Origin of the sequence: Streptomyces sp. SN-593 (assembly GCF_016756395.1) — a bacterium.
Lineage (GTDB): Bacteria > Actinomycetota > Actinomycetes > Streptomycetales > Streptomycetaceae > Actinacidiphila > Actinacidiphila reveromycinica.
In genome coordinates, this window is the sequence record NZ_AP018365.1 from 3,749,174 (window position 1) to 3,770,345 (window position 21,172).

Consider the following 21,172-nt stretch of genomic DNA (forward strand, 5'->3'; position numbering starts at 1 on the left):
CTGCCTGGACGCGGCCGCGTCCCGTGCCGGTTGCGGGCGCCGCGGTCCCTACCGCGGCCAGCCGTGTTCGGTGAGGGCGGGGCCGCGACCGAGGTAGGCGCGCAGCGCCAGGTCGGTGCTCGGCACGAACTCCCGCGGACACGCGTCGACGTCGAACCAGCGGACCTCACGGTGCTTGCCGGGCTCGCGGTTCTCCGCCGTGCCGGTCCAGCGGTGGGCCGCGAACACCACGGTGAGGTAGCCGTTCGGCGACTGGGTGCCGTGCGCGCCGTGCAGGACGTGCACGACCTCCAGGTCCCGCGGCTCCACCCGCACCCCGGTCTCCTCGTACAGCTCGCGCACCGCGGTCCGCGAGATCGGCTCGCCCGGGTCGCTCTTGCCCGCGGGCAGGTCCCACAGCCCGTCGCCGTAGCGCGCCCCGGGCCCGCGCCGCAGCAGCAGCACCCGCCGCCGGTCCAGGTCGTGCACGACCACCGCGGCGGCCAGCAGCGTCATCGCCTCGTAGGCCACCGGCGCCGCGCCCCGCGCTTCCCCGCCCGTCTCCCCCACCAGACCCGCCTCCCTGCGCGCGAAGGCGCGGTGATCCGACAACTCCCGCCCGACGACACCCGCCCGACAACTTCCGCCCACACGAGCGGTGTTCAGGAGAAACGCGCGGGCCGGAATGCGCACGGGCGATTCCGCCACGGCGGTTCCGACGACCGTGCCCCCGGCGGGGATTCACCGGGGGCACGCCGTACTCCTTCGACGACGGGGCCGTCGGCCCGCGCCGTCCCTGCGAACGGACGTTCAGGAAAGCAGGTTCGGAATCGCCGAGTGGTGCGCCTCGGAGAGTTCCGCCAGGGAGATCGCGAACTCCCCCTGGACCTCCAGTTCCTGGCCGTCGACCACACCGACCCGGGTCGCGGGCAGACCCCTCGCCCCGCACATGTCGGTGAACCGCAGCTCCTCGGAGCGCGGAACCGCGACCAGCGCCCGGCCGGCCGACTCCGACAACAGGAAGGCGAACGCGGACAGCCCGTCCGGGACGACCAGCCGCGCGCCGTGTCCGCCGCGCAGGCAGGACTCGGTGACCGCGGCGAGCAGCCCGCCGTCGGACAGGTCGTGCGCGGCGTCGACCATCCCGTCGCGGGACGCCGAGATCAGGATCTCGCCGAGCAGCCGCTCCCGCTCCAGGTCCACCGCCGGCGGCAGCCCGCCGAGGTGGTCGTGCACGACCTGGGACCAGACCGACCCGCCGAACTCCTCCCGGGTCTCCCCGAGCAGGTAGAGCAGGTGGCCCTCGTCGGCGAACGCCATCGGGGTGCGGCGCGCCACGTCGTCGATCACGCCGAGCACGGCGACGACCGGGGTGGGGTGGATGGCCGCCTCACCGGTCTGGTTGTAGAGCGAGACGTTGCCGCCGGTCACCGGAGTGCCGAGCTGCAGGCAGCCGTCGGCCAGGCCGCGGACCGCCTCCACGAACTGCCACATCACGTCCGGGTCCTCGGGCGAGCCGAAGTTCAGGCAGTCCGAGATCGCCAGCGGCTTCGCGCCGGTGGCCGCCACGTTCCGGTACGCCTCCGCGAGCGCGAGCTGCGCGCCGGTGTAGGGGTCGAGCTTCGTGTAGCGGCCGTTGCCGTCGGTGGCGATGGCGACCCCGAGCCCGGTCTCCTCGTTGACCCGGATCATGCCGGCGTCCTCGGGCTGGGCCAGCACGGTGTTGCCCTGTACGAACCGGTCGTACTGGTCGGTGACCCACGCCTTGGACGCCACGTTCGGCGAGGAGAGCACCCGCAGCGCCTGCGCGCGCAGCTCGTCGCCGGTGGCCGGGCGGGCCAGCGCGCCCGCGTCGTCGGCCTGGAGGGCGTCCTGCCAGGCCGGCCGCGCGTACGGGCGCTGGTACGTCGGGCCCTCGTGCGCGACGGTGCGCGGGTCCACGTCGACGATCTTCTCGCCGTGCCAGAAGATCTCCAGCCGGTCCCCGTCGGTGACCTCGCCGACGACGGTGGCGATGACGTCCCACTTCTCGCAGATCGCCAGGAAGCGCTCGACCTTCGCCGGCTCCACGACCGCGCACATCCGCTCCTGCGACTCGCTCATGAGGATCTCCTCGGGCGAGAGCGTGGAGTCGCGCAGCGGGACGTCGTCCAGCTCGACGCGCATGCCGCCGGAGCCGTTGGAGGCCAGCTCGCTGGTGGCGCAGGACAGGCCCGCCGCCCCCAGGTCCTGGATGCCGACCACCAGCTTCTCGGCGAACGCCTCCAGCGTGCACTCGATGAGCAGCTTCTCCTGGAACGGGTCGCCGACCTGCACCGCGGGCCGCTTGCTCGGCTTGGTGGCGTCGAACGTCTCCGAGGCGAGGATCGAGGCGCCGCCGATGCCGTCGCCACCGGTCCTGGCGCCGTAGAGGATCACCTTGTTGCCGGCGCCGGACGCCTTGGCGAGGTGGATGTCCTCGTGCCGCATGACGCCGATGGCGCCCGCGTTGACCAGCGGGTTGCCCTGGTAGCAGGCGTCGAAGACCAGCTCGCCGCCGATGTTCGGCAGGCCGAGGCAGTTGCCGTAGCCGCCGATGCCGGCCACCACGCCGGGCAGCACGCGCTTGGTGTCGGGGTGGTCGGCCGCGCCCATCCGCAGCGGGTCCACCACCGCGACCGGTCGCGCGCCCATCGCGATGATGTCGCGCACGATGCCGCCGACGCCGGTCGCCGCGCCCTGGTAGGGCTCGACGTACGACGGGTGGTTGTGCGACTCGACCTTGAAGGTGACCGCGTAGCCCTCGCCGACGTCGACCACGCCGGCGTTCTCCCCGATGCCGACGAGCAGTGCGTCGGTCTTCGGGGCCTTCGCGCCGAACTGCTTCAGGTGCACCTTGCTCGACTTGTACGAGCAGTGCTCCGACCACATCACCGAGTACATCGCCAGCTCGGCCCCGGTCGGGCGGCGGCCCAGGATCTCCCGGACCCGCTGGTACTCGTCCTCCTTGAGGCCGAGCGCCTTCCAGGGCAGCTCCACGTCGGGGGTCTGCTCGGCGTGCTTCACCGTATCGAGAACGCTCACGCGCTTACCAACTTCTTGAGTACCGAAGTGAAGAAGCCGAGCCCGTCGGTGCGGCCGGTGCCGGTCAGCGCCTCGACCGCGTGCTCCGGGTGCGGCATGAGGCCGACCACGTTGCCGGCCGCGTTGGTGATCCCGGCGATGTCGCGCAGCGAGCCGTTCGGGTTGCCGTAGCCGTCCGCGGCCGGCCCGCCGGTGGCGTAGCGGAAGACCACCCGGCCCTCGGCCTCCAACTCGTCCAGCACGTGCTCGTCGGCGGTGTAGCGGCCGTCGATGTTCTTCAGCGGGATGGAGATCTCCTGGCCCGCCGCGTAGTCCGCGGTCCAGGCGGTGCCGCTGGTCTCGACCCGCAGCCGCTGGTCGCGGCAGACGAAGTGCAGGTCGGTGTTGCGCAGCATCGCCCCGGGCAGCAGGTGGGCCTCGGTGAGCACCTGGAAACCGTTGCAGATCCCCAGCACGGGCATTCCGTCCCGCGCCTGCCCGATGACCGACTCCATCACCGGCGAGAAACGGGAGATCGCCCCCGCCCGCAGATAGTCGCCGTAACTGAACCCGCCGGGCAGCACGACCGCGTCGACCTGCTTCAGGTCCTTGTCGCGGTGCCACAGCGGGACCGCCTCGGCGCCGGCCACCCGGACCGCCCGCTGGGTGTCCCGGTCGTCGAGGGTGCCGGGAAAAGTGACGACACCAATGCGTGCAGTCACGACTCCACCTTTACGGCGAAGTCCTCGATCACGGTGTTGGCGAGAAAGGTTTCCGCCAACTGCCGAATACGGGCCAGCGCTGCGTCGTCGACGGGACCGTCGACTTCCAGTTCAAAGCGCTTTCCCTGACGGACGTCGGAGATCCCGTCGAAGCCCAGCCGGGGCAGCGCGCGCTGAACGGCCTGGCCCTGGGGGTCGAGGATCTCCGGCTTGAGCATGACGTCGACGACGACGCGTGCCACTGGCACTCCCGATGGTGTGGTGCGTGAGGTTCTCTCAGCCTACCGGGTGGGGAAATCTACGCGTGTAGATATACCGCAACGTCACATCGGCCGGAGATCGCCGATCACGTTTGGATATCGGCTGACGAAATACCTGGGTGAAGCCGCGGCGGAAAACATAGGGTCCCGGAAGCGAAGAGGCTTGCGGCGTGGATGAAGCGGGAATTAACTGCAGTAACGGGTAACCCCACCGCCCCCATTCCCCCCTCGGGCGCCCCGGTCGCGGACCCTGCCACGGGTCCGCCCCCGTCGCGACCGCAGGCAGCCGGCTCGAGAAAGGACCGATCCCGATGGCGCAGCGCGTACTGGTCACCCTTGCCGACGATCTCGACGGCGGCGACGCCGAGGAGACGATCGCGTTCGGCGTCGACGGCCAGTGGTACGAGATCGACCTCTCGACGAGGAACGCGGACAAACTGCGCAAGGACCTCGCTCCTTACGTCGAGGCAGGGCGTCGCCGCACCCTTTCCGGGCACGCCTACAAGCGCACCCCCATCGCCCCCACCCCGGCGACCGTCCGCGCCTGGGCGCAGTCCAACGGCTTCGAGGTGCCCGCGCGCGGCCGCATCCCGAAGAAGGTCTACGAGGCGTTCAACAAGGCGAGTTGACCCGCGGGGCGGCGGACGACCGGGGAGCGGCGGCCACGGCCGCCGCTCCCCAACGTCCTTCCACCGCCCGGCAGGTGTCGATTGGACAGGCACCCCGGGTCGTCCGCTACTGTGGGGGCACACCGCAGGACGGGGCCGAAAAGCCCAGGTCAGCGGAGGTCACGCGGGTGTAGCTCAGTAGTAGAGCGCCCCCCTTCCAGGGGGGAGGCGCAGTGTGCGATCCCTGTCACCCGCTCTGATCACCGGCTCGTTCGGCCCTCCGGGGCCGATCGGGTACAGTGGTCGCAGCACATGCGGACGTGGCTCAGTTGGTAGAGCATCACCTTGCCAAGGTGAGGGTCGCGAGTTCGAATCTCGTCGTCCGCTCCAAGGGGAAGTCCCCGGACCATCGGTCCGGGGACTTCTGCCGTTTCCGGGGTTCCGGAGGCGTTCCCGTGCCGTGCCGGGTTGGGGCGCCGGCGGGCTTCGGCACGCCCTCCGGCCGCGGGAACCCTTTTTCCGCCGCTGGGGCGCATCGGGTAGAGTGTGGGCACGCCCTGCGGACGTGGCTCAGTTGGTAGAGCATCACCTTGCCAAGGTGAGGGTCGCGAGTTCGAATCTCGTCGTCCGCTCCAGCAGGAGGAAGGCCCCGGTTGGTGCGACCGGGGCCTTTGCCGTGGGCCCGCGCCTCAGTGACGTGGGCCCGCGCCTCAGTGACGTGGGCCCGCGCCTCAGTGCTTCGGCAACCGCGCGGTCAGCGCGTAGAACCGGGTGACCTGCGTGGCGCTCTGGTTGTCGTCGCTGACGAGCAGCAGGCGCAGCCCGCCGCCGGGCGCGTGGCCGGTGACGGCGATGCCCTCGATGTTGTCCAGCAGCGGGTTCGGCTGGGGCTGCTTGGCGGTGGCACCCAGCGACGGGCAGGAGCCGATGTCGGCGAGCAGCGTCTTCGGCATGACCTTGACGTCCTTCTGCCCGGTCAGGTCGGTGACGCGGCTGACGTCGGTGGCGTGGGACGGGTCGGCCAGGTACAGCCGTACGGTGTTGCCGACGCCCGCGGTGTAGCCGCGCTCCAGCACCAGCAGCCGGCCGTCGCCGGTGGCCGCGATGTCGGACACCCCCAGCAGAGTGCCGTTGGCGTCGGTGTCGACGTGGTAGGCGTACTGCCGGCCGAGCGTGAAGTCCGCTCCCCCGCCCTCGCGTTGCCAGGTCTGGAAGCGGACGAGGCCGGAGTCGTCGCCGGACAGCGCGCCCTCCATGGACGCCACCAGGGTGCGGCCGCCGGGCTGGAACGCCAGGCCCTCGAAGGTCAGGTTGGAGGTGGCCCGCCCGGCGGGGGCGACCTGGAGCGACCCGGGCACCGGCAGGCTGCCGAGTATCCGCGACCCGTCGCGGCTGTAGCGGCGGATCGACGGCTCGGTCTCGGAGGTGATCAGCCGGGTGCCGTCGCGGTCGACGGCCAGCGCCTCGGAGTCCAGCGGCTGGCCGTTCTCGTCGGCGAGCGGGACGACCTTCTCCGGCGTGAGGCCGGCCAGGGTGCGGCCGCCGAGCGTGAAGAGCTGCGAGCGGTCGGACAGGGCGTCCAGGGTGCCGTGCGCGTCCGGCGCGAGCGCGGAGAGGTTGCCGACGTAGGCGCCGTCGAAGGTCGTCTTGTCCAGGGCGTCGGAGAAGCCGTCGAGGGTGACGTCCGCGGAGCAGGTGCCCGCCGCCGGCCGGCCGGGCCGGGCCGCCGGGCCGCCGCCGTGGGCCTGGGCGGTGCCGGTGCCGGCCAGGCAGGCCACGGCGGTCAGCAGGACGGTGGGGGCGGCGAGTAGGGCCTTGGTGCGCACGGTCACACTCCACGTTCGGGTGGCAGGAGTCCTTACGCCGCGCGATTCTCCACGATCCCGCCGGTCCGCGGGGTGAAACCGGGCCCACGGGCGGACGAACGGCCGGCTGCGCGGGGCCGCCCGGCGTCGCGCGCTCCGGGGGCCCCGCGTGCTCCGGGGGCTCCGCGTGCTCCGGGGGTCCCGCGTATCCCGCGGTCCGCGCGCCCGTGTCGGTGCGGCTACGACCAGGGCAGCCCGGTCAGCCGCTCGAACGCCTCGACGTAGCGGGCGCGGGACTGGTCGATGACGGCCTGGGGCAGCTCCGGCGGGGGCAGGTGGCCGTGCCGGTCCCACCCGGACGCGTCGGAGGTGAGCCAGTCCCGGATGAACTGCTTGTCGTACGACGGCTGGGCGTGCCCGGGCTCCCAACCGTCCGCGGGCCAGAAGCGGGAGGAGTCGGGGGTCAGCACCTCGTCGGCGAGCACCAGCGGCACACCGCCGCCGTCCCGCGTCGTCGCGCCGTCGTCGTAGCCGAACTCGAACTTGGTGTCCGCCAGGATCAGCCCGCGCTCGGCGGCGATGTCGCGTGCCCGGGTGTACACCGCGAGGGTGTGCTGCCGCAGCAGCGCCGCGGTCTCCGCGCCGACCTGGCGGGCCACCTCCTCGTACGAGACGTTCTCGTCGTGCTCGCCGACCGCGGCCTTGGTCGCGGGGGTGAAGATCGGCGCGGGCAGTTGCGAGCCGTCGACCAGGCCCTCCGGCAGGGCGACCCCGCAGACGGTGCGGGCGCGGTCGTACTCGACCAGGCCGGAGCCGGTGAGGTAGCCGCGGGCCACCGCCTCGACCGGGACCATCCGCAGCGAGCGGCAGACCATGGTGCGCCCCTCCCAGTCGGCGGGGGCGCCGGCGGGCACCTCGGTGGAGATGACGTGGTGGGGCACCAGGTCGGCGAGCTGGTCGAACCACCACATCGACAGCCGGGTCAGCACCCTGCCCTTGTCCGGGATGAGGCTGGGCAGCACCCAGTCGTACGCGGAGGTGCGGTCGCTGGCCACCATCACCAGGTCGCCCGCGTCGTTCCGGTACAGGTCCCGTACCTTCCCGGTGTGCAGGTGGGTCAGGCCGGGCACCTGTACGGGCTCGGGCTTGTCGACGAATCCGGGCATGGGCGGGTTCCTCCCCAGGTCGGTGGCTCGCCTCCGATTCTCGCCTACCCGCCCGGCCGGGGCGCGGCAGGGCCCGACCGGCGGTCCCGGCGGCGCGGCCCGGCGCCGCCCGGGCCGGTCAGTCCCGCTTGCAGATCCGGTCCAGCAGGTTCGCCGTCGCCCGCTGCACCCGCGGGTCCACGTGGCCGGGCCGGTCGAGCGCGGGCGACCAGGCGAAGGTCCCGGACGCGAAGACGTACGCCCCGCTGGGCGCGCGGTACAGCGACGTCTCCTGGTGGCACCGGCGGCCGTCGGTCCCCTCGTACGGGGAGTGGGCGAGCAGGATGCGCTCGATGGTGTCCGGCAGCGGGGTGCGCGGGAAGTAGCGGTCGGCCTCGCCCGCCACCAGTCCGGGGATCTCCGTGCCCTCGGTGGCGCCGGTGGCCTCCCACAGCCAGTGGTCGGCGTTGCGGACCACCAGCGGCGCGGGCTGCGGCACCCGGCCGGCGTACTGCACGCCGATCAGCGTCTGCTCCGGCTCGCCCTGGTCGCGCCACAGCGCGGTGCGGCCCTTCGCCGCCTCGCCCTGGCCGCCCTCGCCGCGGCGCTTGCGGCAGGTCAGCAGCCGGTCCGGGCCGCCGTCGGCGGCCGGCGCCAGCTCCACCTGCCAGTACATGGTGTTCGCGGAGAGGAAGACCAGCGAGGTGCCGCCCTCCCGGGCCCGCTCGGCGGACTCGCGCATCGGGCGGGACCAGTACTCGTCGTGCCCGGGGAAGACCAGGGCCCGGTAGCGGTCGGGGTCGATCCGGCCCGCGTGCAGGTCGCGGGAGTCGGCGTAGGCGAGGTCGTAGCCGTACCGCTCGGCGAACCGGACGAAGTCGTAGGCGTGGCCGATGTGCAGGGGCAGGCCCGCGCCGGCGTAGGGGCGGTCGAAGGAGACGGTGGCGGCCGCCTCCTGCTCGCCGAGCAGCCGGCCCTCGTCGTCCCACGCGTGGTAGAGGCTGGCGCCGGTCCGGCCGTCCTCGGGGTAGAGGTTGTACGCCTGCCAGGTGATGTCCGGCAGCAGGAGCAGCAGGTCGGCCGGCGCCTCCAGGTCCCGCACGGTGAACGGCACGTGGCTGCGGTAGCCGTCGGCGGTGGTGAGGACCGCGACATAGGCGCCGGTCTTCCAGTACGGCGGGATGTGCAGCCGCCAGGACTGCCACCAGTGGTGGCACGACACGGTCCGGCCGGCCACCAGCGGGGCGGGCTGCGCGATGCCGGACAGCCGGGGGCTCGCGGTGACCTGGGCGGCGCCGTCGCCGCCGTAGTGGCCGATCCGGTAGACGTCGACGGTGAACTCCTGCGGCGGGTCCACGGTGATCCTGAAGTCGATCGCCTCACCGGGGGCGGCCGCGGCCTGCGTGGCGAAGCCCTTGATCTGGCGGCGCACGTCGTCCGCGGTGCGCGGTCCGGGCAGGTGCGGTTTGCGCGGCGCCCTGCCGTTGCTCGCGGCGAGGTCCACGTACCACGGCACCACCCGGCCGTCGTCGCCCGGATACTGCGGTTCTCCCGTCAGCCAGGGCAGCGGCCCCTGCCCGAACGGGTCCGAGACCCCGTGTGCCAGCGCCCCCGACTCCCACCGCCGTACTTCCCCCACGTCCATCGCCTCCCGCGTTCGCGCTCCGCCCGGTGCAACCGTGCGGTGTGGCCGCCCTCAGCAGATCACACAACGCAGCGCCCCAGTCACTTTTCGTGCGGTTTCCCTTGTTCGTGTGTACGCCGACCGCGCGGCGGGCATCACGGGTCGCCGCCGGGTGCCGCCCACGGGGGCGCCCGGCGCCCGGGTGGGGGCGGCCGTCCTCCGACGGGTGCCGTGCCGCGTGGGTGGCCGTACCGGCCCGGTGGCGCGGTGCCTCCGTCCGTCAGGGCAGGCGCAGGGCCTTGTCCGGGCGGATCGGGGTGGCGCCGAGCCAGTCGTGGAGCGGTACGGGGTCGCCGCTCTCCACGAGGTGCAGCACGGCCGAGGACAGCTCGCTGCGGCGCGCCCCGGGCATCCGCAGGGCCGGGCCGTCGAGCCAGTCGAGCCCGGCGCCCGCGCCCGCGGTGTCCACCGCCGCGCAGCACACCAGCGCCATGAGGTGGTCGACCAGCAGTTCCCGCCCGGTCCGCTCGGGCACCAGCGGGTAGGCGGCGGCGGCCTTCGCGTACGGCCCGGGGGGCGGCGCCGCCTCCAGCCGGGCGGCGACCGCCGCGCCCTCGCGCCCGCCGGGCACGGCGAGCCGGTCGATCACCCGCTCCAGCGTCACCTCGTCGAAGGGCGTCTCGCCCTCCCCGCCGACCAGCAGCGCCCGCCCCGCGGGCCCCGGGAAGGAGCGCGCCGCCGCGGGCTCGACGGACGGCCGCGTCTCCCCGATCACCCGTATGAGGCGCCCGGCCTCCTCCCGCCACAGCCGCTCCACGACCTCGGCGGGGTAGCGGGCCCAGCTCACCGGCTCCCAGCCGGGCCGGGAGCGGTCCGGGCCGCCGTGGAAGATCCGCGCGGCCAGCAGCGAGACCGCCTCGTCCACCGCGCCGGGTTCGTCCAGCAGGTCGCAGGCCGGGCGCTCGTTCAGCCGGGTCTCGAAGCCGTCGGCGAGCCGGTCCCGCCGGGACAGCTCGGTGAGCGCGGCGACCACGCCCGCGTGCAGCCGGGACGGCCAGCGGCCGGTCCGCCAGGCGGGCAGCGCGACGCGGGTGAGCAGCCGGTCCCAGCCGGCGTAGGCGAGCCCGACCTGCTCCTGGGCGACGATCCGCATCCCGTAGTCGACCGCCTGGGCGCGCTCGGAGGCGGACGCGGCGACCCCGCGCTCCATCTCCGCCGCGTGCACCCGGCAGGCGCGCAGCAGCAGCCGCACGGTCCAGCCGAGGACGGCGTGGAACGGGCGGCCCAGCACGCCCCGCCCACCGGAGCGGACCCGGCCCTGGGCCGCGACGGCGGCCGCGGCGTCCAGGCCGCGCACGAAGCGGCGGGCCGCGGATATCTCCGGGTCGGCGGAGGGGGCGGTGCCGGCGACGACCGGTGCGAGCAGGGCGCGCAGCTCGGCGACCCGCATCCACCACATGAAGGGCGACCCGACCACGAGGACCGGCCCGGGCCGCCGGGCGGCGCCGGTCCCGCGGTCCTGGTGCCGGCGCTCCTCCAGCCAACTGTCGCAGTCCGGGGTCAGCTCCAACGAGGAGGGCGGCGGGACCTGGAGGCGGTCGGCGAGGTCGCGGACCATCAGGTACAGGTCGGGCGCGGCCGACTCGGCGACCGGGACGGTGGGGCTGACCGCGGGCTCGGCGCGGGCGATCACGGTGCCGATCGCCGCGGCCGCGGCCAGGACCAGCAGGGCGAGGCCGGTGACGCCCCAGCGCACCCCGTCCCACGCCGACCCGTCCATCCGTCCGGTGGCCCGGCCGGTGTGCAGCACCACCGCGGCCGCCGCCGGCAGCAGGGCCACGGCCAGCGCCGATCCGCGCAGCCGCAGGACCGCGCCCGCGCGTGCCCGCGCAGCGGCCTCGCCCGCTTCTCCGGCCATCGGCTGGCACCCCCTGCGCTGGCGGTGGCCGCCCCGGTGGCGGCCTCTCCCCACTGTCGCACCGCATACGGACATCGCAATGCCGCGCGGCTGTTTGCCGCAATGCCCCCGGGGTGCGCCTTTCGGGCACCCTAGTTGGGCGCCGGGGAGGAGTCAGCCGTATGGCCCACGCATCACTCCTTGGAGTGGCTTTCGTGCCGGACGTTGCACTTTTCCCGCCGGAGGCTGCCGGGGGGAGCCGTTCGCACGCGAACTGCGGGTTGAGTGTGGAAGCCGGGGGCCGGGCCACCGACCTCCCCCCGGCCCGCCCGTGGTAGCCGGGGAGCCGAAGGGCGCGCCGGTGTCGAAAGGGAGCACACGCGGAGGTTTCCGAGGAACGAGGAAACCGAGCATGATCGACCTCCCCCAGGGCTCCGCTTGGGAGGTGCCCCCACACCGGGTCAAAGCGCCCGGAGGCGAGCCGGCGGCAAAAAAAGGGGCTGAGCGGGCGCCCTCACGTGAGAACGGCTCCCACGTCACCCGCGCAACCACGTACGAACGGCTTCCCGCCTCGCGTACGAGCGGCGCGGCCACCCCGGGGCGGGCGGGGGGAAGGTCGTCACCCGCACCGGGTCGGGCGCCTACCGGGCAGGGGTCAGTGGTCGGCGGCGGCCTTGGCCGCGATGTCGCTGCGGTGGTGGGCGCCGTCCAGGCCGATGCGGGCGACCGCGCGGTAGGCGCGCTCGCGGGCCTTGGACAGGCTCGACCCGGTCGCCGTCACGGACAGCACCCGGCCGCCGGCCGAGACGATCCGTCCGTCCTGCTCCGTACGGGTGCCGGCGTGCAGGACGTAGGCGTGCTCGTCGTCGGCCGCGACGTCGGCGAGCCCGGTGATGGGGTCGCCGGTCCGCGGGGTGCCGGGGTAGTTGTACGACGCGATGACCACGGTCACCGCCGCGCCATCGCTCCAGCGCAGCTCCGGCAGGGTGGCGAGCTGGCCGGTGGCGGCCGCCCGCAGCAGGCCCGCCAGCGGGGTGCGCAGCCTTGCCAGCACCACCTGGGTCTCGGGATCACCGAAGCGCGCGTTGAACTCGATCACCCGCACGCCGCGCGAGGTGATCGCCAGCCCCGCGTACAGCAGCCCGGCGAAGGGCGTGCCGCGGCGGCGCAGCTCGTCGACGGTCGGCTGGAGCACGGTCCGCTGCACCTCCTCGACCAGCTTCGGATCGGCCCACGGCAGCGGCGAGTAGGCCCCCATGCCCCCGGTGTTGGGACCCTCGTCGGCGTCCAGCGCGCGCTTGAAGTCCTGTGCGGGCTGGAGCGGCAGCACCGTCTCGCCGTCGGTCACCGCGAAGAGCGATACCTCGGGCCCGTCGAGGAACTCCTCGATCACCACCCGGCCGCAGGCGAGCGCGTGCGCCCGGGCGACGGCCAGGTCCTCGGTCACGACGACGCCCTTGCCGGCGGCGAGCCCGTCGTCCTTCACCACGTAGGGCGCGCCGAACGCGTCCAGCGCCGTGTCGACCTCCTCCGGCGTGGTGCAGACGTACGACCGGGCGGTCGGCACCCCGGCGGCGGCCATCACGTCCTTGGCGAACGCCTTGGAGCCCTCCAGCGCGGCGGCCTCCCGGGACGGGCCGAAGCAGTCGATGCCCCGCTCCCGTACGGCGTCGGCGACCCCGGCGACCAGCGGCGCCTCCGGGCCGACCACGACGAGGTCGGCGCCGAGCTCCGCGGCGAGGCCGGCGACGGCGGCACCGTCCAGGGCGTCGACCGGGTGCAGCGCGGCGACCTCCGCGATGCCGGCGTTGCCGGGCGCGCAGTGCAGCGAGGTGACCTCGGGGTCGAGGGACAGGGAGCGGCACAGGGCGTGTTCGCGGGCACCGCCGCCGATGACAAGGACCTTCACGCGCACCAGGGTAGTGGCCCGGCCGACCCCGGACGCCGTCACTCTTTCGAGGGACCGCGACAAACGCCCTATACCTGATCACATGGCCTTTCACGGGCGAATTCCGGATATCGGCGCATCCGACTCAGCCGTTCGGCGGTAAGAAGAGGGCTTCAACGGGCGCGCGCCGAGCAGGTGGTGGGCGCCCGGTACGCCGGGCAGCCGGTGGGCCCGGTACGCAGCGGTCGAGGGAGCACGCGCAGTGAGCCAGCCTGACACGTTTCCCGGGGGTCCGTCCCGGGACGAGCCCTCGCGGCGGGCGCGGCGCCACGGCCACCCCCGGGACCTGCGCACGGCGCCCCTTGCGCCCGGGGACTGGGGCGAGCCCGCCGCGCGCCTCGACGAGATGTACCGGTGGGTGGAGGAGGGGGCGCTGCGCACCGCGGAGTGGTACCTGCTCGGCCGGCTGCCGAAGCGGCGGGCGGCCCGCGCGCTGCGCTTCGGCGCCACCGTCTGCGGCGCGGCCGCCGCCGCGCTGCCCCTGGTCGAACTCGCCGGCACCGGGGCGCCGGCCCGCTGGGGCTACCTGGCGCTGCTGCTCGCCGGCGCCTGCGTCGCCGCCGACCGGCTGTTCGGGCTCACCACCGGGTGGATGCGGGACATGGCGACCGCGCAGGCGGTGCAGCGCCGGATCGAGGCGCTGCGTTTCGACTGGGCCGCCGAGGGCGTCCGGGAGGTGCTGGGTCCGGCGGAGGGCACCGGGGCGGAGGCGGTCGAGCGCTGCCTCGGCATCCTGCGCGGTTTCTGCGAGGACGTCGCGGACCTCGTCCGCGGGGAGACCTCCGAGTGGATGGCGGGCTTCGGCGCCCACACCGCCGCGGCCGCCGCCCGCACCCGCTCTCCCTCACGCACCCCGCTCCCGCTCCCGCGCCCGGCCCCACCCCGCCCGACCCGTCTCACCATGCCCCGCCAACGCCCCCCGGAGGGACCGAGGTTCTGACCGCGCCTCCGTCACGACGCCCCCGGCCGCCCCGGCCCTCAGCTGAAGACGATCATCGAGCCCTGGGCCAGGGAGCGGGTGGCGGCGGCGTGGAGGCCGAGCCAGACGTGGTGTTCGCGGGCGAAGGGTCCGGTGGCGGCGGGGGTGGTCGCGGGCTCCTCCAGGGTGGTGTGGCGGGCGGGCGGCTCGGGGGCGGCCGGTGGCCGCGCCGGGTCGATCCCGATCGCGGGCGCCACGAGGTCGAGTTCGCGCAGCAGGCCGTGGCTGGAGCCGAGCGGGCCGCCGCCCTCCAGCAGTTCGTCGTTGACGACGGGGTGCGGGAAGTCGAGGGGCACGTAGGCGCCCGCGTGGTCGTAGTGCCACACCAGGTGCGAGGACTGCGCGGTGCCCTCGAACATCTCCAGCAGTTCCTCGTAGTCGCCGCCGAGCGCGTCGACGGGGGTGACTTCGAGGCCCTGGAGGGCCAACAGGTAGGCGCGGCGCAGGAAGTGCAGCGCGTCGTAGTCGAAGCAGGCCACGGGCGCCACGTCGCCGGACAGGCCCGGCATGTAGCTGTAGACGGGCACCGGGGACTGGCCCGCCTCGGCCAACGCCTTGTCGTAGCGGGCGAGTTCCTCGGAGAACGGGTTTTCCGGGCTGTGGCACAGTACATCCACGAGCGGCACGAGCCACAGGTCACAGGCCACGAAGCAACTCCATCCGGTCGGGGGCGTACAGCCTAAGGCGGCGAGACCGGTCGCGTCAGGAGCGCGCCGTCGCGAGCCTCTCGACCAGCGCGAGGGTGTGCTCGCCGTACTCGTGCGTGAGGTGCAGCGCGGTGGCGGTGTCGCGGTCGGCCAAGGCGTCGGCCAGGGCGATGTGGTCGGACCAGCACACGCCCGCGAGGTCGGCCAGCGAGCGCAGGTGCGGCACCGCGTAGATCCACGCCTGGGCGCGCACCCGGTCCAGGAACTCGCTCAGGTGCGGGTTGCCGCCCATGACCGCCAGCTCCCGCCAGAACCGCAGGTCGCAGCCGATCAGCACGTCCAGCACGCCGGTCTGCGCGGCCCGCGCGGCGGCCTCGGCGCGGCGCCGTACGGACGCGATCGCCTCGGGCGACGGGTCGGCGGTGCCGTACTCGGTCATCCAGCGGAAGGCCGCGTCCACCACGAAGGTGCGCGCCTCGGTGAGCGAGCGGAAGTCGGCCGCGGTGAACTGCCGCACCTGGAAGCCGCGGTGCTGCTCGACCTCCAGCAGGCCCTGCGCGGCGAGGTCGACGAGCGCCTCGCGGACCGGGGTGGCGGAGACCCCGTACGTCTCGGCGATCTCCTTGACGGTGAAGCGGCGCCCGGACTGGAGGCGGCCGGTGAGGATCTCGTCGCGCAGCGCGTCGGCGATCTGCTGGCGCAGGCTGCTGCGCCGCACCTGCGGCCCGCCGCCGTCCCGCATGCCGCCTCCTCGCCGTACCCGTTCGCGCCACGAGGCGCCCGCACTTCGCACACCATAGGCGACTGGCGTTCGTATGCTTATTCTTCGCCGTACTGGGTGTGCCGTGCTGGCCGACGGCGGGCCCGCGGCCGGGCGGGGAGCGGGAGCGGACGGGGCGATGGAAGAGCTGAAGGCCGACGATCCACGCTGGATCGGCGCGTACCGCCTGCTGGGGAGGCTCGGCGTCGGCGGCATGGGCCAGGTGTTCCTGGCCAGGTCCGAGCGGGGCCGCACGGTCGCGGTGAAGCTGGTGCGGCCGCACCTGGCCGAGCAGGACGAGTTCCGCAGCCGGTTCCGGCGCGAGGTGGGCGCGGCCCGGCGCGTCGGCGGGCGCTGGACCGCGCCGGTGCTCGACGCCGACACCGAGGCCGCCGTCCCCTGGGTGGCCACCGGCTACGTGCCGGGCCCGTCGCTCCAGCAGGTCGTCGGCAAGGACCACGGGCCGCTGCCGGAGCGCTCGGTCCGGGTACTCGCGGCCGGGCTGGCCCGCGCGCTGGCCGACATCCACGGCGCGGGCCTGGTGCACCGCGACCTGAAGCCGTCGAACGTGATGATCACCATCGACGGCCCCCGGGTGATCGACTTCGGCATCGCCCGGGCCCTGGAGACGGTCACCGACGCGTCGCTGACCGGCCCGGGGGCGATGGTCGGGTCGCCCGCGTTCATGTCGCCCGAGCAGGTGCGGGGCGACCGGGTCACGCCCGCGTGCGACGTCTTCTGCCTCGGCTCGGTGCTGGCCTACGCCGCGACCGGCCTCCAGCCGTTCGGCGCGGCCGGCAGCGGGGTGCACGCCCAGATGTTCCGGATCGTGCAGGAGCCGCCGGACCTGGACGCCGTGCCGGAGGGGCTGCGCGACCTGGTGGCCGCCTGCCTGACGAAGGACCCGCAGGGGCGGCCGTCGCTCGCGGAGGTGGAGCGGATGCTCGCCCCGGCCGGCGCCGACGGCCCGTCGGGTCCGGAGGGTCCGGAGGGTCCGGAAGGCCCGGGGCGTGGCGACGGCCCGGACGGCCTGGAAGGCGGCGACGGGGAGCCCTGGCTGCCCGGGGCGATCGTCGCGCAGCTCGGGCGGCACGCGGTGCGGCTGCTGGAGCTGGAGGCCGAGGCGGAGGCACCGGCGGAGTCCGCCTCGGGCGCCGCGCAGACGGAGACGCCGGCCGAGGCACAGTCCGCCGGGCCGTCCAGCGGCCCGGGCGGTGCCCCGCGGGAGGACGAGGCGCCGCCGACCGCGCCGCCGCCCCCGACCGCCTACGCGCCGACGTACACCTCGTGGCCGGAACGTCCGAGCGCGCCCGGGACTCCGGCTCCCGCGGCGACAGCTCCCGGGGCAGCGGCTCCCGCAGGCCCGGCCGTCGCACCGCCCCTGCCGCCGGCGCCCTCGCCAAGCGCGCCGCCGGCGGCCCCGCGGCGCCGGCGCGGCTCGATCGCCGCCTCGGTCGCCGCCCTGGTCCTCGTGGCCGGCGGGGCCACCGCCTACGTCGCGGTGCGCGACGGCGGGAAGGACAGCGCGGGGCCAGAGCCGGACCCCACCGCGAGCACGCACGCGCCGACCCCGACCGGCAGCGGGACGCGGGATGCGGCGCCGGCGGGCGCCGGCGGGTTCCAGGACATGGTGGGCACCTGGCGGACGTCGTTCACCAGCGACGACAACGGCGACAACACGCGGACCCTGACCGTGCACGCGAGCGGCGACGTGGAGCTGTCGGGCGACAGCGCGTCGTACGCCTGCTTCTGGGACATGAAGGTCACCGCGGACGGGCCGCCGGTCCGGCTCAGCCCGTCGAAGGTGGTCACCGGCACGCCCGCGTCCTCCTGCTCCCCCGGCGACGCCAGCACGCTGAGCCTGGTCGACCCGACCCACCTGCGGCGCAGCGACGTCGACGACGGCAAGGCACCGCTGACGTACACCAAGGTCACCGACTGAGGTGCCGCCCGCGCGGACCGGCCCCGCCCACCGGGGTGGGAGCGGACCGTTCCGCGCGGGCGGCGGGGAGCGGTACGGGCTCAGAGGAAGGAGTTGATCTCGATCGTCTGGTTCCGGCCGGGACCGACCCCGATCGCCGAGATCGGCGCCCCCGACATCTCCTCCAGCGCCCTGACGTACTCCCGCGCGTTCTTGGGCAGGTCGTCGAGGGACTTGGCGCCGGTGATGTCCTCCGACCAGCCGGGCAGGTACTCGTAGATCGGCTTGGCGTGGTGGAAGTCGCTCTGGCTGTAGGGGAGTTCCTCCACCCGGCGGCCGTCGATCTCGTAGGCCACGCAGACCGGGACGCGCTCCCAGCCGGTGAGGATGTCCAGCTTGGTGAGGAAGAAGTCGGTGAGGCCGTTGACCCGGGTGGCGTAACGGGCGATCACCGCGTCGAACCAGCCGCAGCGGCGGTCGCGTCCGGTGGTGACGCCGAACTCGTGGCCCACGGTGCGCAGCTTGTCGCCGTCCTCGTCCAGCAGCTCGGTGGGGAACGGTCCGGAGCCCACACGCGTTGTGTACGCCTTGAGGATGCCGATCACCCGGGTGATCTTGGTGGGGCCCACACCGCTGCCGGTGCAGGCGCCGCCGGACGTCGGGTTCGACGAGGTGACGAAGGGGTAGGTGCCGTGGTCGACGTCGAGGAGGGTGCCCTGCCCGCCCTCCATGAGCACCACCTTGCCGGCGTCCAGCGCGTCGTTCAGCACCAGGGCGGTGTCGGTGACGAAGTCCTTGATCTGCGCCGCGTAGCCGAGGTACTCCTCGACGACCTGCTCGGTGGTGATGGCGCGCCGGTTGAAGATCTTGACCAGGATCTGGTTCTTGTCCTGGAGGGCGGCCTCGACCTTCTGCTGGAGGATCGATTCGTCGAAGAGGTCCTGGACCCGGATGCCGACCCGGTTGATCTTGTCCGCGTACGCCGGCCCGATGCCGCGTCCCGTGGTGCCGATCTTCCGGTTGCCGAGGAACCGCTCGGTCACCTTGTCGATCGTCTGGTGGTAGGGAGTGATCAGGTGGGCGTTGCCGCTGATCAGCAGTTTGGACGTGTCGACACCGCGCTCGTTCAGCCCGCTCAGCTCGGAGAGCAGGACCTTCGGGTCGACGACGACGCCGTTGCCGATCACCGGGACGCAGTCCGGTGACAGGATTCCGGAGGGGAGCAGGTGCAGTGCGTACTTCTGGTCGCCGACGACGACCGTGTGACCGGCGTTGTTGCCGCCCTGGTAGCGCACCACGTAGTCCACTGAGCCACCGAGCAGGTCGGTGGCCTTCCCCTTGCCCTCGTCACCCCACTGAGCACCGAGCAGCACAAGTGCGGGCACAGGCGTACACCCCTTCCGGGCGGGGCATGTCCAACGTGCAGAGAGCCGTCGAACCTGCCCCGGAATAGACGAAGCCCCTGACGCAACGGCGCAAGGGGCTCTTGCACCAAGACTTTACCTGAGGAAGGACGAAGGTGTCGGCTCACGTCCCGGCCGGGCATTCCCTGCTCGTCGTCATCGACCCCGCCGCACGCGCCACCGACGGCGAATCCGTCCGGATCGCCAAGGACGTGCTGTGTGCCGGCGCGGCGTCGGTGAAGATGGCTTTCCCCGAGTCCGCGGAGGAGGCCGAGCGGGCGCTGACCCATCGCGGCCGGCGCCACCTGGTGGTGCTCGGCGACGACGCGGCCCTGCTGCGCACGGTCAACGTGCTGCGGCGCGAGCGCACCCTGCACGACTCGCCGGTGTCGATGGTGCCGATCGGGCCGCGCTCCACGCTGGCGCACGCGCTGGGGGTGCCGGCGCAGGTCCCCGCGGCGGCCCGCGCGGTGCTCGACGGGGTGGAGCGCGAGCTGGACCTGCTGGTCGACGAGAGCGGCGGCATCGTGCTCGGCACGCTCAGCCTCCCGTACGGCATGCCCGTCGCGCACACCGCCGCGCACTGGTGGACACCGGTGGAGAAGACCGCCCGCTCCCTGGTGCGCACCCTCACCTCGCCGATCCCGGTCAACGGCAGCGCGCCGCAGCACCGCCAGCGGCTGCGGGTCGAGGCCGACGGGGTGGTGCTCGCCGACCTGGACGAGCCGGTGCACGAGGTGTCGGTGCGGCCGGCGCCCACCGGGCTCGCGGAGGTCTCCGTCCGCCGCGCCCCGGGCTCCGCGCAGGTGTCCACCCGGGCGCGCACGGTCACCGTCTCGGGCCGCGACTTCCGCTACCGGGCCGACTCGGCGATCACCGGGCCGGTCCGGACCCGGACGTGGACGGTGGAGCCGTCGGCCTGGCGGCTGACGGTGCCGCGGTAGCGACGGGACCGGGAGCACTGTCGGCGTCGGGGCCCGGGGCGGCGGGGGCCGGTTCGGCGGGGAAGGCGCGCGGGGCCGGGGCTCGGGCCGGTGGGGCGGCGGAGGCGGGGCCCGGGCCCAGTGGGGGTGGCGGGGGGCGGGCGTCACCAGGTGACGAGCAGTTCCTCCGGTCCGCGGATCACGTAGCCGGGGCGCCAGGCGGGCTCCTCGACCAGCCGCATGCCGGGGGCGTCGCGCAGGAAGGCGCCGAAGGACGCGGCCAGTTCGAGCCGGGCCAGCGGCGCGCCCAGGCAGAAGTGGATGCCCGCACCGAAGGTGACGTGCTTGTTCGCCGCCGCGGGCCGGGTGATGTCGAAGCGGTCGGGGTCGGTGAAGCGTGCCGGGTCGCGGTTGGCGGAGCCGAAGAGCAGCGCCACCTCGCTGCCGCGCGGGATCGTGGTGCCTCCGATCTCGATGTCGTCCAGCACCCAGCGCTCGAAGAGCTGGAGCGGGGTGTCGTAGCGGAGCATCTCCTCGACGGCGCCGCGCAGCAGGTCGTCTCCGGCCGAGCCGCCGGTGCCTGTGCCTGTGCCTGTGGACGCGCCGGGGCCCGTGGACGCGCCGCGGACCGCCTCGCCGAGCAGGCGGAGCTGGTCGGGGTGGCGGAAGAGCTGGAGCCAGCCGAGGGTCGTGCTGTTCACCGTGGCCTCGTGGCCGGCGTTGAGCAGCAGTACGCAGGTGGAGACCATCTCCTGCTCGCTGAGCACGTCGCCGTCGTCGTGTGCGGCGATCAGCGCGCTGATCAGGTCGCCGCCCGGCGCGCGGCGGCGGGTGGCGATCAGGTCGCGCAGGTAGGCGGAGAACTCCTCGCTGGCCCGCACCGCGCGCCGCGCGGTCTCCTCGCTCGGGTTCAACTCGAACATCCCGGTGATCGCCGAGGACCACGGACGCAGCAGCCCGCGGTCGGCGGGCGGCACCCCGAGCATCTCGGCGATGACCGCGACCGGCAGCGGCTCGGCGACGCGGGCCAGCAGGTCGCCCCCGCCGTCCGCGCGCAGCCCGGCGATCAGCTCGGCGGCCAGCCGGTGCACGGTCGGCGCGAGGTCGTCCACCATGCGCGGGGTGAACGCCTTGGCGACCAGGCGCCGGATACGGGTGTGCACCGGCGCTTCGAGGTCCAGCATCCCGTTGCCGTTGAGGGTCGTGAACGGCTCGTGCTCAGGCGGCGGAGGCGTCCGGCCGAACTCCTCGTGCGTGAAGCGGTGCAGGTAGGTACGGCCGAGCCGGCGGTCCCGCAGCAGGGCGCTGACGTCGTCGTGGTGCGGCACGAGCCACTGGTCGGTGGGGTCGAAACGGTGGGCGCGGCCGGCCGCCCGCAGGGCCGCGTAGGCGGGGTACGGGTCCTGGACGAAGGCGGGCGACCAGGGCGCGAACAGGGCGGTGGCCGTGGCGGGGTCGGTGGCCGCGTCCGAGGTCGGGGGCGGTGCGGCCGCGGGCGAGCCGGAGTCG

At 74.1% G+C, this 21,172-nt stretch carries 17 protein-coding genes and 3 tRNA genes; 7 read left to right on the forward strand and 13 right to left on the reverse strand.

Annotation, left to right across the window (positions count from 1 at the left end; all coding sequences use genetic code 11):
* Positions 1–48: 48 nt before the first annotated feature.
* The 4 genes from RVR_RS15450 to purS form a co-directional block, all read right to left on the reverse strand.
* Positions 49–552 (reverse strand): NUDIX domain-containing protein, encoded by a 504-nt coding sequence (locus tag RVR_RS15450; protein ID WP_430393235.1) that lies wholly within the window; start codon positions 550–552, stop codon positions 49–51.
* 237 nt (positions 553–789) lie between these two features.
* Complete coding sequence (purL, locus tag RVR_RS15455) at positions 790–3,042, reverse strand: phosphoribosylformylglycinamidine synthase subunit PurL (RefSeq protein ID WP_202234398.1); 2,253 nt, start codon at positions 3,040–3,042, stop codon at positions 790–792.
* Complete coding sequence (gene purQ, locus RVR_RS15460; protein WP_202234399.1) at positions 3,039–3,743, reverse strand: phosphoribosylformylglycinamidine synthase subunit PurQ; 705 nt, start codon at positions 3,741–3,743, stop codon at positions 3,039–3,041. The genes purL and purQ overlap by 4 nt, the downstream gene beginning before the upstream one ends.
* Positions 3,740–3,991, reverse strand: coding sequence for a phosphoribosylformylglycinamidine synthase subunit PurS (gene purS, locus RVR_RS15465; protein ID WP_202234400.1), 252 nt, complete (start codon positions 3,989–3,991; stop codon positions 3,740–3,742). Before purS ends, purQ begins: the two co-directional genes overlap by 4 nt.
* A 323-nt stretch (positions 3,992–4,314) precedes the next feature.
* Here purS and RVR_RS15470 point away from each other — a divergent pair, with 323 nt between their 5' ends.
* The 4 genes from RVR_RS15470 (at position 4,315) to RVR_RS15485 (ending at position 5,246) form a co-directional block, all read left to right on the forward strand.
* A complete protein-coding gene (locus tag RVR_RS15470; protein ID WP_202234401.1) occupies positions 4,315–4,632 on the forward strand; it encodes a histone-like nucleoid-structuring protein Lsr2 in 318 nt (105 codons plus the stop codon).
* Positions 4,633–4,795: 163 nt separating this feature from the next.
* Positions 4,796–4,867, forward strand: a tRNA-Gly gene (locus RVR_RS15475).
* 58 nt (positions 4,868–4,925) lie between these two features.
* A tRNA-Gly gene (locus RVR_RS15480) sits at positions 4,926–5,001 on the forward strand.
* Positions 5,002–5,170: 169 nt separating this feature from the next.
* Positions 5,171–5,246, forward strand: a tRNA-Gly gene (locus RVR_RS15485).
* A 96-nt stretch (positions 5,247–5,342) separates the two neighbouring features.
* Here RVR_RS15485 and RVR_RS15490 read toward each other — a convergent pair.
* The 5 genes from RVR_RS15490 to purD all read right to left on the reverse strand — a co-directional run bounded on the left by RVR_RS15490 (position 5,343) and on the right by purD (position 12,991).
* On the reverse strand, positions 5,343–6,437 hold the full coding sequence (locus RVR_RS15490; RefSeq protein ID WP_202234402.1) for an esterase-like activity of phytase family protein: 1,095 nt from the start codon (positions 6,435–6,437) through the stop codon (positions 5,343–5,345).
* Positions 6,438–6,655: 218 nt separating this feature from the next.
* Positions 6,656–7,582, reverse strand: coding sequence for a phosphoribosylaminoimidazolesuccinocarboxamide synthase (locus RVR_RS15495; RefSeq protein WP_202234403.1), 927 nt, complete (start codon positions 7,580–7,582; stop codon positions 6,656–6,658).
* A gap of 118 nt (positions 7,583–7,700) precedes the next feature.
* Positions 7,701–9,206 (reverse strand): N,N-dimethylformamidase beta subunit family domain-containing protein, encoded by a 1,506-nt coding sequence (locus RVR_RS15500; protein ID WP_202234404.1) that lies wholly within the window; start codon positions 9,204–9,206, stop codon positions 7,701–7,703.
* 259 nt (positions 9,207–9,465) lie between these two features.
* Positions 9,466–11,103, reverse strand: a complete 1,638-nt coding sequence (locus RVR_RS15505) for a M48 family metalloprotease (RefSeq protein WP_202234405.1) — start codon at positions 11,101–11,103, stop codon at positions 9,466–9,468.
* A 634-nt stretch (positions 11,104–11,737) separates the two neighbouring features.
* A complete protein-coding gene (gene purD, locus RVR_RS15510; protein ID WP_202234406.1) occupies positions 11,738–12,991 on the reverse strand; it encodes a phosphoribosylamine--glycine ligase in 1,254 nt (417 codons plus the stop codon).
* 241 nt (positions 12,992–13,232) lie between these two features.
* Here purD and RVR_RS15515 point away from each other — a divergent pair, with 241 nt between their 5' ends.
* Positions 13,233–13,970, forward strand: coding sequence for an SLATT domain-containing protein (locus RVR_RS15515; RefSeq protein ID WP_202234407.1), 738 nt, complete (start codon positions 13,233–13,235; stop codon positions 13,968–13,970).
* A 38-nt stretch (positions 13,971–14,008) separates the two neighbouring features.
* Here the strand turns inward: RVR_RS15515 and RVR_RS15520 are convergent, their stop codons facing one another.
* Positions 14,009–14,656: a hypothetical protein gene (locus RVR_RS15520; RefSeq protein WP_202234408.1), complete on the reverse strand. Its 648-nt coding sequence runs from the start codon at positions 14,654–14,656 to the stop codon at positions 14,009–14,011.
* 55 nt (positions 14,657–14,711) lie between these two features.
* Positions 14,712–15,398 (reverse strand): GntR family transcriptional regulator, encoded by a 687-nt coding sequence (locus RVR_RS15525; RefSeq protein WP_202234409.1) that lies wholly within the window; start codon positions 15,396–15,398, stop codon positions 14,712–14,714.
* Between the two features lie 157 nt (positions 15,399–15,555).
* Between RVR_RS15525 and RVR_RS15530 the strand changes: the two genes are divergently transcribed.
* Complete coding sequence (locus RVR_RS15530) at positions 15,556–17,358, forward strand: serine/threonine-protein kinase (RefSeq protein WP_202234410.1); 1,803 nt, start codon at positions 15,556–15,558, stop codon at positions 17,356–17,358.
* An 80-nt stretch (positions 17,359–17,438) separates the two neighbouring features.
* On the opposite strand, the gene RVR_RS15535 is transcribed toward RVR_RS15530, so the two are convergent.
* A complete protein-coding gene (locus RVR_RS15535; RefSeq protein ID WP_202234411.1) occupies positions 17,439–18,722 on the reverse strand; it encodes an adenylosuccinate synthase in 1,284 nt (427 codons plus the stop codon).
* A gap of 134 nt (positions 18,723–18,856) precedes the next feature.
* On the opposite strand from RVR_RS15535, the gene RVR_RS15540 reads away from it, so the two are divergent.
* Entirely contained in the window at positions 18,857–19,684 is an 828-nt protein-coding gene (locus tag RVR_RS15540; protein WP_202234412.1) for a diacylglycerol kinase family protein, read from the forward strand.
* Positions 19,685–19,827: 143 nt separating this feature from the next.
* Here RVR_RS15540 and RVR_RS15545 read toward each other — a convergent pair whose 3' ends face one another.
* Positions 19,828–21,099 carry a cytochrome P450 gene (locus tag RVR_RS15545; RefSeq protein WP_237405317.1) on the reverse strand — a complete coding sequence of 424 codons (1,272 nt, stop codon included), beginning with the start codon at positions 21,097–21,099 and terminating at the stop codon, positions 19,828–19,830.
* Positions 21,100–21,172 lie beyond the last annotated feature (73 nt).